At 39.0% G+C, this 15,194-nt stretch carries 17 protein-coding genes and 1 riboswitch; of the genes, 6 read left to right on the plus strand and 11 right to left on the minus strand.

Annotation, left to right across the window (positions count from 1 at the left end):
- Position 1 precedes the first annotated feature (1 nt).
- A complete protein-coding gene (locus DK207_RS10465) occupies positions 2 to 1,399 on the minus strand; it encodes a PLP-dependent aminotransferase family protein (protein ID WP_109441105.1) in 1,398 nt (465 codons plus the stop codon).
- 123 nt (positions 1,400 to 1,522) lie between these two features.
- Between DK207_RS10465 and DK207_RS10470 the strand changes: the two genes are divergently transcribed.
- Entirely contained in the window at positions 1,523 to 2,386 is an 864-nt protein-coding gene (locus tag DK207_RS10470) for a DMT family transporter (RefSeq protein WP_109441106.1), read from the plus strand.
- A 5-nt stretch (positions 2,387 to 2,391) separates the two neighbouring features.
- On the opposite strand, the gene DK207_RS10475 is transcribed toward DK207_RS10470, so the two are convergent.
- From DK207_RS10475 to tusD, 4 genes are read right to left on the minus strand one after another with little or no spacing between them, the layout of a single operon-like run.
- Positions 2,392 to 2,703 carry a TusE/DsrC/DsvC family sulfur relay protein gene (locus DK207_RS10475; RefSeq protein ID WP_109441107.1) on the minus strand — a complete coding sequence of 104 codons (312 nt, stop codon included), beginning with the start codon at positions 2,701 to 2,703 and terminating at the stop codon, positions 2,392 to 2,394.
- A gap of 33 nt (positions 2,704 to 2,736) precedes the next feature.
- Complete coding sequence (locus tag DK207_RS10480; protein ID WP_109441108.1) at positions 2,737 to 3,021, minus strand: DsrH/TusB family sulfur metabolism protein; 285 nt, start codon at positions 3,019 to 3,021, stop codon at positions 2,737 to 2,739.
- Between the two features lie 9 nt (positions 3,022 to 3,030).
- Positions 3,031 to 3,381, minus strand: coding sequence for a hypothetical protein (locus DK207_RS10485; RefSeq protein ID WP_109441109.1), 351 nt, complete (start codon positions 3,379 to 3,381; stop codon positions 3,031 to 3,033).
- Between the two features lie 43 nt (positions 3,382 to 3,424).
- Complete coding sequence (gene tusD, locus DK207_RS10490) at positions 3,425 to 3,793, minus strand: sulfurtransferase complex subunit TusD (protein WP_109441110.1); 369 nt, start codon at positions 3,791 to 3,793, stop codon at positions 3,425 to 3,427.
- A gap of 63 nt (positions 3,794 to 3,856) precedes the next feature.
- Here tusD and DK207_RS10495 point away from each other — a divergent pair, with 63 nt between their 5' ends.
- The 4 genes from DK207_RS10495 (at position 3,857) to DK207_RS10510 (ending at position 8,659) form a co-directional block, all read left to right on the plus strand.
- The gene (locus DK207_RS10495) at positions 3,857 to 4,864 is read left to right on the plus strand and encodes an NAD-dependent epimerase/dehydratase family protein (RefSeq protein ID WP_109441111.1); all 1,008 of its coding nucleotides are present in this window, start codon (positions 3,857 to 3,859) and stop codon (positions 4,862 to 4,864) included.
- 145 nt (positions 4,865 to 5,009) lie between these two features.
- Positions 5,010 to 6,404 (plus strand): class II fumarate hydratase, encoded by a 1,395-nt coding sequence (fumC, locus tag DK207_RS10500; RefSeq protein ID WP_109441112.1) that lies wholly within the window; start codon positions 5,010 to 5,012, stop codon positions 6,402 to 6,404.
- Positions 6,405 to 6,518: 114 nt separating this feature from the next.
- Positions 6,519 to 7,010 (plus strand): hypothetical protein, encoded by a 492-nt coding sequence (locus DK207_RS10505; RefSeq protein WP_109441188.1) that lies wholly within the window; start codon positions 6,519 to 6,521, stop codon positions 7,008 to 7,010.
- Positions 7,011 to 7,147: 137 nt separating this feature from the next.
- A riboswitch (glycine riboswitch) is annotated at positions 7,148 to 7,237 on the plus strand.
- Between the two features lie 177 nt (positions 7,238 to 7,414).
- Entirely contained in the window at positions 7,415 to 8,659 is a 1,245-nt protein-coding gene (locus DK207_RS10510) for a D-amino acid dehydrogenase (RefSeq protein ID WP_109441113.1), read from the plus strand.
- A gap of 35 nt (positions 8,660 to 8,694) precedes the next feature.
- Here the strand turns inward: DK207_RS10510 and DK207_RS10515 are convergent, their stop codons facing one another.
- The gene (locus DK207_RS10515; RefSeq protein WP_109441114.1) at positions 8,695 to 9,342 is read right to left on the minus strand and encodes a hypothetical protein; all 648 of its coding nucleotides are present in this window, start codon (positions 9,340 to 9,342) and stop codon (positions 8,695 to 8,697) included.
- A 98-nt stretch (positions 9,343 to 9,440) separates the two neighbouring features.
- Here DK207_RS10515 and ispF point away from each other — a divergent pair, with 98 nt between their 5' ends.
- Positions 9,441 to 9,932: a 2-C-methyl-D-erythritol 2,4-cyclodiphosphate synthase gene (gene ispF / locus DK207_RS10520; protein ID WP_109441115.1), complete on the plus strand. Its 492-nt coding sequence runs from the start codon at positions 9,441 to 9,443 to the stop codon at positions 9,930 to 9,932.
- On the opposite strand, the gene DK207_RS10525 is transcribed toward ispF, so the two are convergent.
- The 5 genes from DK207_RS10525 to glnL all read right to left on the minus strand — a co-directional run bounded on the left by DK207_RS10525 (position 9,920) and on the right by glnL (position 15,087).
- Positions 9,920 to 10,444, minus strand: coding sequence for a protein tyrosine phosphatase family protein (locus tag DK207_RS10525; RefSeq protein WP_109441116.1), 525 nt, complete (start codon positions 10,442 to 10,444; stop codon positions 9,920 to 9,922). The genes ispF and DK207_RS10525 overlap by 13 nt on opposite strands.
- A gap of 137 nt (positions 10,445 to 10,581) precedes the next feature.
- A complete protein-coding gene (gene argF, locus DK207_RS10530) occupies positions 10,582 to 11,502 on the minus strand; it encodes an ornithine carbamoyltransferase (RefSeq protein ID WP_109441117.1) in 921 nt (306 codons plus the stop codon).
- A gap of 182 nt (positions 11,503 to 11,684) precedes the next feature.
- Positions 11,685 to 12,344, minus strand: coding sequence for a TetR/AcrR family transcriptional regulator (locus DK207_RS10535; RefSeq protein ID WP_109441118.1), 660 nt, complete (start codon positions 12,342 to 12,344; stop codon positions 11,685 to 11,687).
- Positions 12,345 to 12,491: 147 nt separating this feature from the next.
- The gene (glnG, locus tag DK207_RS10540; protein WP_109441119.1) at positions 12,492 to 13,991 is read right to left on the minus strand and encodes a nitrogen regulation protein NR(I); all 1,500 of its coding nucleotides are present in this window, start codon (positions 13,989 to 13,991) and stop codon (positions 12,492 to 12,494) included.
- Positions 13,978 to 15,087, minus strand: coding sequence for a nitrogen regulation protein NR(II) (gene glnL / locus DK207_RS10545; protein WP_109441120.1), 1,110 nt, complete (start codon positions 15,085 to 15,087; stop codon positions 13,978 to 13,980). Before glnL ends, glnG begins: the two co-directional genes overlap by 14 nt.
- Positions 15,088 to 15,194 lie beyond the last annotated feature (107 nt).

Genomic DNA, 15,194 nt, shown 5'->3' on the forward strand with positions numbered 1-15,194 from the left:
TTTAGGTTTGTTGACGTTCTATTTCCTGTTGAATAGCATGAGATAGAACTTCAAAAACTTTTTGATCGGAACATTGAGCGACGTTAAAGCGGATAAAGTTTTTATAATTTTGACTTTGGCTAAACGCATTTCCAGGCGCTAAAATGACGTTATTTTCGAGACACGTTTGGGCAATACGCGCAGTGTCTAAATTCTTAGACAATTCACACCATAGAAAAATACCTGCTTGGGGCTTTATCCAAGGTTTAATCTTCAACTTTTCTAATTGTTTAATCGTAAAGTCCATTGATTTTGCTAAGCGTATCTTTAACTCATCTAAATGTTTACGGTAAGTCCCGTCCGTTAAAGCTGCGTATAAGATTTCAGCGGATAGATGGCTGCCACCAAAGCCAGTCGCAATTTTTATATCTGTGAGATCCTCTATCCATGAATGTTTCGTTACGATGTAGCCAGTACGTACAGAACCAGATAAAGTTTTAGAAAAACTACCAATATGGATCACTTTTGACAGACCATCCAGTGCTGCAAGTCTAGGTGCTGGATCTAATTCTAGATCTGCAAAAATATCGTCCTCGATCACGATTAAGTTGGATTGTTCAACTAATTTTAATAATTGATAGGCTGTAGAAGCGGTTAACCTCGCGCCTGTAGGGTTATGAATACCTGAATTGGTTATATACAATCGTGGATTATGTTGTCTAATCGCTTGCGAAAATGCCTTTAAATCTGGACCAGTAGGTGTATAGGGAATGCCGACGATTTGAATTTGATGCACCTTAAGTAAAGCATGGAAATTGAAATAACAAGGATCATCGACAAGTACAATATCATTTGGTTTTAAAAAATATCGACAAATTAAATCAATGGCCTGTGTTCCTGAATCGGTTAATAAAATTTGACTGGGTGTCGCTTCTATCCCTTTACTTAGAATTTTACGGGCAAGTAACTCACGTAGTGCAGGAGAACCAAGTGGGGATGAGTAATCAGTTAAAACGTTTGCCTCTACCTTAGAAATTTTACGAATCGCTTTACGGATATTTTCATGCGGCATCCAATCATCTGGTAACCATCCGCATCCAGGTTTAAGCATATCTGGCTTTGCTTCCAAAGACTGTCTTGAAATCCATAAAGGATCTATGTTGCGATCAATCTTGGGATGAATTTCCGAAATAGATAAAGGAGAAATTGGCCCAGAAACAAAGAATCCCGAACCTGTCTTCGATTCGATCAAACCTTGTGAGGCTAGTCTTTCGTAAGCTTCAACAATCGTAGAAACGGATAAATTAAGTTGCTTGGCTAAGCCGCGAACAGAAGATAGCCGTGAACCTGGGGTGAGTGAACGTGTTTTAATTTGTTCATGGATATGTTGTATAACAAAATCTATTTTTGTGGTTTTCATTGCGATAATCTTAAACTGTATCGTTAGTTTATACAGTACAGTTATTTAGAATTGTACTGTATTGTGTATGGTGAACTAACCATAACACAGTTTAAATTCTTCATATAGATGTGGAGAGTTTAAATGAAATATTTCAGCAATGGATGGGTAAATGGGCTTATCGGTGTCGTTATTTTTGCAGGTTCTTTGCCAGCCACACGCGTTGCTGTGCTCGATTTTAGTCCTACTTTTTTAACGGCCGCAAGAGCTGCTATTGCAGGCCTTTTTGCTGTGTTGTTATTGGCATTATCACGACAGAAATTACCTCAACAAGCCGATTGGCTACCATTATTTTATGTTTCGATCGGCGTTGTGATTGGTTTTCCACTTTTTACAGCACTTGCGTTGCAATATGTGAGTGCGGCACATAGCATTGTTTTTATTGGATTATTGCCATTAGCAACGGCTATTTTTGGTGTGCTGAGAGGAGGAGAAAGACCGAGCCAAAAATTTTGGTTATTTGCAGTTTTAGGGGCCGCTTTAGTTTTTGGTTATATGCTTATTCAAACAAACAGTTGGTTATTTCATTATGGCGATCTTTACATGTTATTGGCGATTTTGCTTTGTGGTTTTGGATACGCCGAGGGCGGAAGGCTTTCAAAGCATTTAGGCAGCTGGCAAGTGATCTGTTGGGCGCTACTTTTAACTTTACCCTTCATGTTAGTGGTTTCATGGTTGTATATGCCAAACAGTTTTGCTGATATTTCTTGGTCAGCAAAGTTAGGTCTCATCTACGTCTCAATATTTAGCATGTTGATCGGTTTTTTCTTTTGGTATAAAGGCTTAGCCCAAGGTGGGATCGCTGCAGTTGGACAGTTGCAGTTATTGCAACCGATATTTGGTTTAGCAATCGCAGCTGTTTTACTCCATGAACATGTCAGTATGACGATGTTTGCAGTGACAATTGCTGTGATTGCCTGTGTCGCATGTGCTAAAAAATTTGCTTAAAGTAACTATAAACAATTTGCAGGTTTAGGAACGCCAGCCAAACGACTAAGATGACGCGCGACTAAACCTGTATTGAATCTTTGTTGTAAAACAGCATTATTTATTTCTGAGCTTACCGTTTTCATTAAAAATTTGATCAGTGGTCGAGTCGCTGGTGAATGTCCGAACTGCTGATAAAACTGACGAACAGCGTGAAGAATTTCAAAATGCCATTCAGTTAATTCTAAATCCAGGGACTGTGCTAATGCTTGAGCTACATCATGGTCCCAAATGGTGTAATCAACTAAATGACCATCTTGATCTAAATCTAATTGCATAAAATAGCCTAAGTATATTTAAAGTCAAAAATGTTATTTCAAGGTAATACAGCGTTTAAACTGCAATACAAGTTCAGCAAATTGAGCATAATTAATGCATTTTACATGCGTTTTAAATGCTTCACTCAATAGGGCAGAGTCACTTTCTAAACAATATAAATTAGGATATGTCTCAATGACCATATGACTGATACCCAATACAGCATCACTCATCACAACGATATGATCATTTTCCTGAGCCATTTGTCCTAAATCTTTCCATATTCTTTCAATATGAGAATAAGGAGCTTGGATCAAAAAAAGTGTAGCTTCTTTCATTATGGCTCCTTACCAATACAGTACGTGATCGAAGGATTGGATTAGCTCTGGGGTGAGCTCAATAAATTCAATCTCTTGTGCCGAGTTTTGAACAATGTTGAGTTGTTGATTTTTTGTTTCGATAAGAAGTGGCGTTAAATCATAAAACTCGAAACTTTCTACCATATTTGAGGCAATTTTAAAGGCATGCTGTACTGAATCAAAAGCAAGTTGATCATCTAGCAAGCTAAGAGCTGCATCTTTTAATAATACTTTGACAGAAATCCCAAAGGTTGCTAAAACCATAGTTGCAGATAAACTTTCGTTAATTTGCAAACTGGTTAAATTGGGCTGCGTTAGGATGACGAGTACAGATTTCACACAATATACCTTTTAAAAGCAACACTCTATTAAAGAACTTAAATTAAAATTGAATTAAGCGAGAACAATCTTGCACTGCATCAGCAAGTTCGCCAAGACCAACTAAATCAAAGCCACAGGCTAAATTATGGTGTTGAAGAGAATGGCGTTGTGCGTTGCTTGCATCAGTGATACCCCGGGCAAGGGCGGCACTGACACAGACAGGGAGTCGAATGCCAAGCTTTTGCCATTCTTGTTTTAGGTTACGTTGATCGTCAGGAAACCACTGTAAATCATTCGCAACCTGAACTCCATCTTGGTAGAAGAAGACACGAAATTCTTCATGCATATTGTGTAATGCTTGTGCCAGACCAAATGCATGCCAAGCCATGACAGAAGTTGGTGGGGAGGTAATTAGCAGTAATGTACTCATTGAATATTCACGGTCATGTAGACGAATGATGCGGACATAATTAAAAAAGAAGGTAATTATACAATGATTTTGGTAACAGGTGGTTTAGGGTTTATCGGTTCACATATTGCTTTGAGTTTACTGGCTCATGGAAAAGAGATCGTTATCGTCGATAACTTAGCGAACTCAACTTTACAAACCTTGGAACGACTAGAATATATTTCTGGCATGTATATTCCATTTGCAAAATTAGATATCAGAAATACTCCAGCACTCAATAAAGTCTTTGAGCAATATTCAATCGATACTGTCATCCATACAGCTAGCTTTAAATCACTTGAAGAATCTACTTTAAAGCCTCTTGAATATTACAACGATAATGTAAGTTGTATTATGAGTTTACTCAGGGCAATGCAGCGCATGGGTGTGCGACAACTCATAAACTTATCTACTATTGCAGTCTATGGACAATCTGACGCATCGCTTTCAGAAGAGACTGCATTTAATTATAGTTATTCCAATCCTTATATAAGGTCTCAGCAAATTGTTGAGGATATTATCGCGGATACTTATAAAGTTGACCATGAATGGAAAATAGTAAACCTACGTTTATCCAATATTGTAGGTGCATTTGAACATGGCGTATTAGGTGAATATGTCGTTCAATTACCAAAAAACATTGTACCGCTGGCATTACAAGTTGCAGCTATGCAAAGAGAATGTATTGATCTACAAAATCAAGCTGAAACCGATGATGGAACTGTCGAGCGCAGTTTCTTGCATGTATTGGATGTTTGTGATGCGGTGTTGATGACGATGAATTGGTTGGAAACACAAAATAGCTGCTTGGAAGCTTTTAATCTTGCGCATAAACAATTGACTTCGATTCAAACTTTATTAGACCAAATTGGAAAGGTTACTCAAGCTGAAATACGTATTCAACCTGCGGTTTATCAACACCAAGAATTGGCACGATTAGGCGCAAATATTGAGAAGGCAAAACAGATTCTCAATTGGGAACCAAAACGATCTTTGACCCAAATGTTAGAAGATGAGTGGCGTTTTTATCTCAATACGCTAAAAGGGAATTAGATAATGATTCTTATTTACATAATTTCATTGTTCTACGATAATGGTCAAGCTAATCAAAGATCCGTTATGGATTGATTTCGCTAGCCAAAGCATCTATTTGCTTCAGCCCGTGAGAACTTTAACCAAATAGAGTAGAGGTTGTTTTATGCAAATGCGAATTGAACACGATACGATGGGTGAAATTGAAGTACCAAATGAAGCCTTGTGGGGTGCGCAAACGCAACGAAGTTTACAAAACTTCAAAATAGGTCAGGAGCGTTTACCACGCACTATGATTCGCGCAATGGGACTGGTAAAAAAGGCGGCAGCCATTACCAATGCGGAATTAAAACAACTTCCAGAAGAGTTAAGTCAATATATTGTTGATGCGGCTGAAGAAGTAATTGCTGGTAAATGGGATGCGCAATTCCCATTAGTGGTATGGCAAACAGGTTCAGGTACGCAAAGTAATATGAACTGTAATGAAGTGATTGCCAATATTGCAAATCAAAAATTAGGTCAGGCATTAGGTGCGCAAAAGCCAGTGCATCCAAACGATCACGTCAATCGTGCTCAATCAACAAACGATTCGTTTCCGACAGCGATTCACGTGGCTGCAAGTTTGCAAATAAATGAGTTGTTAATCCCAGCGGTAGAGCAATTAAAACAGACCTTAGCACGTAAATCAGAAGAATTTAACGATATTGTTAAGATTGGTCGTACTCATTTACAGGATGCTACCCCTTTAACTTTAGGTCAAGAGTTTAGCGGTTATGTATCTCAGTTGGAACATGGGTTAAAACGCTTACATCAAGCCCTTGCTGGTTTATATGAGCTCCCTTTAGGCGGTACGGCTGTGGGTACTGGCTTGAATGCGCATCCAGAATATGCTGTCAAAGCAGCAGAGCAATTAGCCGCTCTTACAGGGTTGCCATTTGTTACAGCCCCGAATAAATTTGAAGCACTTGCAGGACGGGATGCGGCTGTATTTGCATCAGGTGCATTGAAAACTTTAGCTGCGAGTTTAAATAAGATCACCAATGATATTCGTTGGTTGGCAAGCGGCCCGCGCTGTGGATTTGGTGAGATTCGTATTCCAGAGAATGAACCTGGTTCAAGTATCATGCCTGGAAAAGTGAACCCAACCCAAAGTGAAGCAATGACAATGGTGGTGGCTCAGGTACTTGGTAATGACACTACCATTAACGTGGCAGGAGCGTCAGGTAACTTTGAGTTAAATGTGTTTATGCCAGTCATTGCCTATAATTTACTGCAATCTATTCAGCTACTTGGTGACGCTTGTAATAGTTTCAATGATCACTGTGCTGTGGGTATTGAACCGAATCGAGAAAAAATAGATTATTTCCTTCATAACTCTTTGATGTTGGTTACCGCGTTAAATCCTGTAATTGGTTATGAGAATTCAGCGAAAGTTGCGAAAACGGCTTATAAAGAAAACAAAACCTTAAAACAGGTCGCTGTTGAACTTGGCCTAGTCACTGAAGCACAATTTGATGAAGTGGTGAAGCCAGAGAATATGGTTTCACCAAATAGTAAATAGTATCCTGTGGTACAAAGTAGCCTTTTCACACGAGGAGAGGCTATTTTTATCAGTGGTTTTTATAAAGTGAACTGCGTACAATATCGGTTTGATTCATTAGACCAACGTTTTATTATGCTTAATATTTACTTAACAGATACTCAAACCCATATCCAATATTCTGGTCTATCACATGAAAATCCTGTTAAGTTTTTATTGAACCTCAAGAAAATTTTTCCAAGCACAGCTGATTTATTGCTGCCAGTCTTGCCTGATGACAATAATCTGGAAAATGTCACGTGGGAAGCAAGCTCTCAAGACTTTGAGGTATTTAAAAAGTTACTAGAAGGTTGGGGAATTATCGAATTGCGTTTAAGTGCAATCACAACCTACAAAGATAAAAATTTTGCCAATGAACTGGTTAAAAAAGCTCAAGCCAGACGTAAATACATTGCTCAATCTCAGCCACAGCTATCTATGATTGCTTTAGATTATATTCTTATGCATGAAATTCATGCTCTCATTGATGCTGAGCTGGTGATGATTGGTGAAAAATTCTATTTACCGACCCTGCGCGAGCTTTGGAAAGGGCAATTTTCTGAGCAAATTTTGCAAGCTAAATTCTAATTTCTAAAAGCAGACAATGGGTCTGCTTTTTTTATATTTGATTTTTAATTGAAGTCACTAGTAAATCTATAAACTTTTACAAGATTTTCTTATGGATTTTTTTTTAAACGGCATATATATTGCTTAGAAGGGATATAAATATTATTGCGGGAGAGAAGTTCTTCAATGAACTCGCCGAAGGAGCAACGACCCCGGAAACTCTCAGGCAGAAGGACTGTAATAATAGACATACAATCTGGAGAGCAGTGCTCAATTTGTAGAAACTTATAAAATCTGATCTACGATATACACTCACCGAAGGGGAAGGCTAAATGATTAATTGGTAATCATCTGCCGAAACTCTCAGGTACCATGACAGATGGGGCTATGCATTAAGGAATGTTCTGCATTTCTAGGAGTTTGCTATGCCACATGTTGTAGTCATTGGTGCGGGGATTACGGGTGTAACGTCTGCTTATGAATTAATTAAGTTGGGTTATCAAGTCACTGTCATTGATCGTCACCTATTTCCAGCAATGGAAACCTCTTTTGCCAATGGTGGACAGTTATCTGCATGTAATGCCGAAGTTTGGAACCAAAAAGCCACGGTGCTGAAGGGTATCAAATGGATGAGTAAAAAAGATGCACCATTATTGCTCAATCCATCTTTTAGTGTGCATAAATATCGTTGGTTAATTGAGTTTCTGGCTCATATCAAAAATTATAAAGCCAATACCATGGAAACTGTGCGTCTTGCCTTATTAGCAAGACAACGTTTATTTGAAATTGCGGAAAAAGAAAATATTTCCTTTGATTTGGAAAAGCGTGGCATTTTGCACATGTACCATACCAAAGAGGATTTCGAAATCGCTAAAAAGGTGAATGATGTATTGGTTGAAGGTAAGCTTGAACGTAATGCGATTACACCTGAGGAAATGAAGGCAATTGAGCCAAATTTAACAGGTGATTACTATGGTGGATATTATACGGCTGGAGATGCAACGGGCGATATTCATAAGTATTCAGTCGGTTTGGCGGAAAAGACACAAGAATATGGTGCAAAATATCGTTTTGGTTTGGACGTTGTCGATGTTAAATGTCTCCAAGATAAAGTCCTCGTGCAATGTAAAAACAGTTCTGAAAACATGTATCCAGAATCAGATGTTCAAACTGAAATTGAAGCCGATTTAGTGTTGGTCTGTGGGGGTGTGGGCAGTTATCACTTAGCAGATATGTTAGGGGATAGTGTGAATGTCTATCCAGTAAAAGGCTATTCGATCACTGTTCAACTTAAGGACGAGAAAAGTGTAAAAAATGCGCCTTGGGTAAGTTTGTTGGATGAGAGTGCAAAGATCGTGACCTCACGATTAGGAGCAGACCGTTTTCGCGTTGCAGGAACAGCCGAATTTAATGGTTATAACCGTGACATCCGAGCAGATCGGATTCAGCCTTTAATCAATTGGGTGAATCAAAACTTTGATATCTCAACAGAACATGTCGTTCCTTGGGCAGGTTTACGTCCCATGATGCCGAATATGCTACCTGTAGTGAAGCAAGGGAAACAGCCGCGAGTATTTTATAATACTGGACATGGTCATTTAGGGTGGACGTTATCGGCTGCTACAGCAGTGGTAATCAGCCAAGAAATTGCGCAAAAATTTCCAAGTTAAGATTCAAAAAAGCCGATGGATCCATCGGCTTTTGCTTAATCATACAAACGATAAATGCCGGTAAAGCGTTCACAACCTTTCTGTTCGGTTCTGACCACGAGTAATGCACGTTGAAAGTCAAACTGATATTCACATTTTTTCTCGTTGTCTATAATCTGATTTTTTTGATCAGATGTACTATACGCCAGTAAAGACATCGTTTGCGTTTCTAATCGATTATTAGGGCTGCGATAGGCCGTTCCTTCGATTTTGAGGCGGTCTTTATCGAGCTGATGAATTTGGATGTGTACAGGTTGCTTAGCTAAACTGCCATGTTCGTATTTTAAATAATGTTGTGTAAGTGTTTGGTTGATTGATGTGTAAAAATTCAAATCATCCATGCGCGCATCGAACTGTTGTAAGTAACAAGTCTTAGATTTGCATTGTTGTAGCTGACGCCACCACATTTCTTGGGTTGCATATAAAAGTTGCACAGGTGCATCGGTTACTAAATAAGCCGTTAAAAACTTATCATTCAGTTTAAGTCGTTGTTCTTCGTATTGCTTGGAACAAACATTTTGAAGGTCAGTACGCTGATTTGAACAATCGATTGCTTTAGCAAATGCAAATGTTGAGCATAAACAACTCAATGTGATAACACAGCCGGTTTTCTTTAATTGATTTCTTACAGTGTTCAACAGCATAATCACTTATACTTTCAGTCTAATTTGCTCACTGTACTATAGCGAAATAGAAAGCCTGAATTCAAGATTAGTTCAGTATATTCTAAAAGGAAAATCATATGGTTGCTCAGATTCGAATTGGACAAGGCATAGATGTGCATGCTTTTGAACAAGGGCAGTTTGTTACTTTGGCGGGAATTAAAATTCCGCATACGCATGGTTTAAAAGCACATTCTGATGGGGATGTAATTTTACATGCGCTGTGTGATGCCTTATTAGGTGCGCTTGCTTTAGGGGATATCGGTCAGCATTTCCCAGATACTGATCCTGAATATAAAGGGGCAGATAGCCGTGTTTTACTGAAACATGTTTATCAATTGATCTTAGATCGGGGTTATCATTTAAATAATGCAGATATCACAGTTGCGTGTGAACGACCGAAATTAGCACCACATAATTTAGAAATGCGTCAAAGTATTGCTGATGTATTAGATGTGGATATTACGCAGATTAGTATTAAAGCAACGACCACTGAAAAACTAGGTTTTACAGGCCGTCAGGAAGGTATTTTAGCGAGTGCAGTTGTGTTGCTTTCACATCATGCAAAATGATCTGCATTGATCATTGATTGTTGAAGTTCTAGTGTTGCTTTACGACCTTGAAGCTGTAAAGCAATGCTATGAATAAGACCCGTCCAAGTTTCATTCGGTTCCCAAATTTCATGGAGCAAAGCTTGGGCAGTTGGTAAATCAACATTCATATAAAATTGACGGTATAAATACATCAAGCTACTCACACGCATATTTTTGGCACAATGCAGCCAAACGATTTCGTTTTGAACAAGATGATCAATTAAATCTAAAACCAGTAAACATTGTTCTGAGCATGGTACATCCCAGTCAATTGGGATATGAATATAATTTAAACCTAGATCTAAACAAATCTGGTCTTGTTTAATCAAATGGTTGTCAGATTTGCTTGTTGCGAGATTGATGACGGTACTGCATCCATATTCTTTAATCAGTTGCAACTCTTCAGTAGAAGGTTGAGCAGAAGTAAAGAGGTGGTCATGCACTAAGGAAAAATTAGGAATTTGTGTGAGTGTTTGTTCTAATGAAGTCATCATGTACGCTATCGCAAGCATTTAATCGTGTCGATAAACTACTATAAGTGTTTTTGCTGCGGCGTTCAATTTAAGCATTAAATAAAAACAGCATCACGAGGATGCTGTTTGTTAGATCAAAGTAAGCGAATATAAGCTTAATCTTTTTTCATGTTTTCGTTGAGCAAAAATTCCATCAATGCTTTTTGTGCATGTAAGCGATTCTCTGCTTCATCCCATACCACAGCATTTTTGTGATCTAACATGTTTTCAGAAATCTCTTCACCACGATGCGCTGGTAAACAATGCATAAATAAACAATCAGGATGAGCTAAGTCCATCAATTGTTCATTAACCTGAAAATCTGCGAATGCCTTTTCACGAAGTTTTTGCTCTTCTTCTTGCCCCATACTTGCCCAAACGTCAGTGACAATCAGGTCGGCGTTGACGGCTGCATCTTCAGCCTTGTTAAAGACTTCAACACAATCTGCAAACTCCGCTAGGAATTCTGGCTGAGGCTCATAGCCTTCAGGTGATGCAATTTTGAGTTTAAAACCCATCATATGCGCTGCTTCAATATATGAGTTACACATATTGTTGCCATCACCGATCCATGCAACAGTTTTACCTTCGATACTGCCACGATGTTCTTGGAACGTTTGTAAGTCTGCGAGAAGTTGGCAAGGATGGTGGTCATCGGTAAGACCATTGATCACAGGTACTTTCGAATATGATGCAAAGCGTTCAACAATGTCATGACCAAATGTACGAATCATGACAATGTCTAACATACTAGAGATAACGCGAGCAGAATCTTCGATTGGTTCACCACGACCCAGTTGTGTATCACGTGGGGAAAGGAAGATTGCACTGCCACCGAACTGGCAAATACCTGCTTCAAAAGAGATACGGGTACGTGTACTCGATTTCTCAAAAATCATTCCCAAAACTTTACCAGCAAAAGGTTGATACAACGTATTGCTATGCTGCATGCGTTTAAGTTCTTGTGCGCGATCCAAAATGCGTTGCAGTTCTAGAGAAGATAGGTCACGTAAAGTTAGAAAATGCCGAAGCGCCATAGCTACTCCCACAATAATTATTGAATAAAAACAATAATTAATTGTTGTTTAACGGGTGGTGAATAAAAAAGAATTGAATACTATACTACAGGTATTCAAAAATGCAAAAGAATTAAGGATCTGTTGCCTTTTATCTATGGTTGCCACCGCGGGAATTTTTTAGACGATATAACGCAATTCATTTATAAGGTGGCAGCAGGCTCAGGATTTTGATGAGCTTTTAAAAATAGATCCACTGAATATTGAATATAATCAAATATTTCAAGATCATTTTCTTGGACTTCTAAGCCCATTAAAATACGCCACTCCACATCACGCAAAATACCAAAATACATTGTTGCTGAGTAATAGGGTTGGGTGCAGATAATATCATTATTGAGATGAGCCTGATGGAGGGCACATGCAATCGTATTTTGTATATTCAGTGCACATTTATCATAAAAATAATTTGCTAGCTGAGTATCTTTCTGGGTTTGCTCAGTAAACATGCGCATAAATGCAATATTTTCTGGTTTGATGATGTGATGATAAAAACGTTGAAGGGTATGTGTTAAGTAATTTCTTAAGCTGACAGAATCTGGAGAGTAAGGTAAACAAACACCATTAAAAAAAACTTCTCTTCTATAATCACAAATGGCAGTAAAAAGTCCTTCTTTATTACCAAAGTATTTATAGATCGAGGCTTTTGATCCTCCAGCATGACTTACGATGTCATCCAAAGAAACATCATCATAACCCTTTTCAAGAAATAGATCCGTTGCACAAAGTAATAATGCAAGACGACGTTCTTGACCACGGCGGGTTTGAGGCTGTTCACAGTTTGGGTAACAAATATCTGTCATTGTATTCGGTACTATTGGTGAGGGGGGCACAATCATTATAGCAAAAACCATATGTATTGTATGGTGTTCTCTTGGAAGTCTTGTTTTGCAATGAAATAGAAAAAGCGAGCTAATTTGAAGCTCGCTTTTTCTTGGGGAGTTTAGAGTTTAGGCTGAACGAACTTCTTCGTCATCATCATCTTCAGTTGAGTCCATACCCAGTTCTTTAAGTTTTCGTGTCAGCGTATTGCGACCCCAACCTAAAAGCTCTGCGGCGTGACGTTTTCGACCACGGGTTTGTTGTAAGGCTGCTGTGATCAGTGTGCGCTCAAACATGGGTGTGGCAATATCGAGAATTTTCATTTCACCATTTTTTAGCTTTTGGATTGCCCATTGTGCCAATAACTCATCCCAATGATGTACAGCAATCCTTTCCATAATGTTTGGATTACTCGTAACTGTTGAGCTTGCTCCATCACTTGATGGCTTTTGAATGGAAACTTGTTTGAGTTCAGCAGGTAAATCTTCTGGATAAACTTCACGCCCAGTGATCATCACTGTAAGCCAACGACAGGTGTTTTCTAATTGGCGAACGTTACCCGGCCATGGTAACTGCTGCATATAGTCAGTGGTTTCAGTACGCAAAATCTTAGGGCTTACACCGAGTTCTTTGCCAGCGCGTGCCAAGAAATGCTGTGCCAACATAGGAATGTCTTCGCTACGATGAGCAAGTTTAGGAATGTGAATGCGAATAACATTTAAACGGTGATATAAGTCTTCACGGAAACGACCTTCATTCACAAGTTTTTCGAGGTCTTGATGAGTCGCTGCAACAATCCGTACATCCACTTTCACAGGAATGTGTCCACCCACACGGTAGAACTCACCGTCTGCAAGAACACGGAGCAAGCGTGTTTGGGTTTCAAATGGCATATCGCCAATTTCATCAAGGAATAAAGTGCCGCCATTCGCTTGTTCAAATCGTCCTTGGTGCTGGGTGTTAGCACCTGTGAATGCGCCTTTTTCGTGTCCAAACAGTTCTGTTTCAATTAAGTCCTTTGGAATAGCCGCCATATTCAGGGCAATAAAGGGTTTGGCGCGACGCGGGGAGTGCTTGTGTAAAGCATGGGCAACCAGTTCTTTACCTGTACCAGACTCACCATTAATTAGAACCGTGATATGCGATTGAGATAAGCGGCCAATGGCACGAAACACTTCCTGCATTGCAGGAGATTCACCGATAATTTCGGTAGATTGTAAGGGCGATATGGCTTTAGTGGCTTCTTGTTGCTGCAATTTATTGATGTGTAGGATTGCACGGTTGACGAGTGCGAGTGCTTCATCAATATCAAAAGGTTTAGGTAAATACTCGAAAGCACCTGTTTGATAACTCGAAACAGCAGATTCAAGGTCGGAATGTGCGGTCATGATGATCACAGGTAAATCTGGATGTGAGTTCTTAACCTTTGATAAGAATGTCAAACCGTCAATTCCTGGCATACGAATGTCAGTCAGAATGACATCTGGTGCATCCTCATGTAAGCGTTCAAGCGCTGTTTGTGCTTCTTCAAAGTTGGTGACGTCAAAACCTTCTTCTTTGAATGTTTTTTCAAGTACCCAACGCATGGCACGATCGTCATCTATTACCCAAATTTTATTTCGTGACATGGTTCGACTCCCAAGGTAGATATAAGCTAAATACGGTTTTTCCAGCAACGGATTGACATTCGATCATTCCGTTATGTTGATGCATGATGTTTTGTGCAATACTGAGTCCCAGACCCGTACCTTTAGCACGTCCTGTAACCAGTGGATAAAAAACAGATTCCAGAATACTTTCTGGTACGCCTGGTCCATTGTCTTCAATGTCGACTCGAACGGTTGAGCGATTTAATACACCATTAATTGTGACAAGTCGTTGAATTCGGGTTCTTAAAATCAGTTCAGGTTCAGAATCAATAAAGAAATCTTTATTTTCAGTCATGGCTTGTACGGCATTGACACTAATATTGAGCATGACCTGAATCAGTTGGTCGCGATCCGCCATAACTTCTGGTAACGAAAGATCGTAATCGCGAGTAATCTTTATTTTTTTCTTGGTTTGGTTGGTAATTAAGGAACGTACGCGTTCTAGGGGTTCATGTACATTTACATGCTCATAACTAGGCAATTGACGTGAACCCAGCATAGTGTCAGCGAGATTGGTCAATCGATCTACTTCACTAATAATAATGTCCGTAAACTCGCCATAGCTATCATCATTTAAACTGCGTGCAAGCAATTGAGTTGCACCGCGAATACCAGCCAATGGATTCTTGATTTCATGGGCAACCCCGCGAACGAGCTGACGAGCAACTTGATGCTGTTGAACGAGGTTCTCTTCTTTTGATATTTTCAGCATACGATCAATTGGATTTAACTCGATTAGGAGCAAACTAGATTGATTTTTACTCATATTGAGTTGTGAAACGGTGTAATCCACATGGATGGATCTAAAATTGACATTAATTACAGCTTCGCGACGTGTGTAATGTTGTCCGCTTTTTAAGGTATTTAATAATGCTTCATGGGTATTAAATGGATCATCATGTGCATGTAAAAGATTTAACACAGGCTGACCTGAGGCACGTAGTAAACTAATATCAAATAATGCTTCACATGCTGAATTTAAATAAAAAATATTAAGCTGACTATCGACCAATAAAATGGCAGTTGTTAGGTTATCGACCAAGAGTCGATAGTCGATAGTGTTATGTTGATCCATTTGTGAATCGTCCTGTTTTAAAATGGCGCAATTAAATATCAATTTGAATAGATAGCCATTAACTTCTTAAAGGTATGTTATGCAAAATACAAGCCAACTTTGTATTG

The organism is Acinetobacter haemolyticus, from assembly GCF_900406815.1.
GTDB lineage: Bacteria > Pseudomonadota > Gammaproteobacteria > Pseudomonadales > Moraxellaceae > Acinetobacter > Acinetobacter haemolyticus_A.

Excerpts from the sequence above, each read along its gene's own strand:
- glnG (WP_109441119.1), bottom strand. The coding sequence starts at position 13,991 with ATGTCACGAAATAAAATTTGGGTAATAGATGACGATCGTGCCATGCGT.
- argF (WP_109441117.1), bottom strand. The coding sequence starts at position 11,502 with ATGGCGCTTCGGCATTTTCTAACTTTACGTGACCTATCTTCTCTAGAA.
- ispF (WP_109441115.1), top strand. The coding sequence starts at position 9,441 with ATGGTTGCTCAGATTCGAATTGGACAAGGCATAGATGTGCATGCTTTT.
- DK207_RS10475 (WP_109441107.1), bottom strand. The coding sequence starts at position 2,703 with ATGCAATTAGATTTAGATCAAGATGGTCATTTAGTTGATTACACCATT.
- DK207_RS10525 (WP_109441116.1), bottom strand. The coding sequence starts at position 10,444 with ATGACTTCATTAGAACAAACACTCACACAAATTCCTAATTTTTCCTTA.
- fumC (WP_109441112.1), top strand. The coding sequence starts at position 5,010 with ATGCAAATGCGAATTGAACACGATACGATGGGTGAAATTGAAGTACCA.
- DK207_RS10480 (WP_109441108.1), bottom strand. The coding sequence starts at position 3,021 with ATGAAAGAAGCTACACTTTTTTTGATCCAAGCTCCTTATTCTCATATT.
- glnL (WP_109441120.1), bottom strand. The coding sequence starts at position 15,087 with ATGGATCAACATAACACTATCGACTATCGACTCTTGGTCGATAACCTA.
- tusD (WP_109441110.1), bottom strand. The coding sequence starts at position 3,793 with ATGAGTACATTACTGCTAATTACCTCCCCACCAACTTCTGTCATGGCT.
- DK207_RS10465 (WP_109441105.1), bottom strand. The coding sequence starts at position 1,399 with ATGAAAACCACAAAAATAGATTTTGTTATACAACATATCCATGAACAA.
- DK207_RS10495 (WP_109441111.1), top strand. The coding sequence starts at position 3,857 with ATGATTTTGGTAACAGGTGGTTTAGGGTTTATCGGTTCACATATTGCT.
- DK207_RS10515 (WP_109441114.1), bottom strand. The coding sequence starts at position 9,342 with ATGCTGTTGAACACTGTAAGAAATCAATTAAAGAAAACCGGCTGTGTT.
- DK207_RS10510 (WP_109441113.1), top strand. The coding sequence starts at position 7,415 with ATGCCACATGTTGTAGTCATTGGTGCGGGGATTACGGGTGTAACGTCT.
- DK207_RS10505 (WP_109441188.1), top strand. The coding sequence starts at position 6,519 with ATGCTTAATATTTACTTAACAGATACTCAAACCCATATCCAATATTCT.
- DK207_RS10470 (WP_109441106.1), top strand. The coding sequence starts at position 1,523 with ATGAAATATTTCAGCAATGGATGGGTAAATGGGCTTATCGGTGTCGTT.
- DK207_RS10535 (WP_109441118.1), bottom strand. The coding sequence starts at position 12,344 with ATGACAGATATTTGTTACCCAAACTGTGAACAGCCTCAAACCCGCCGT.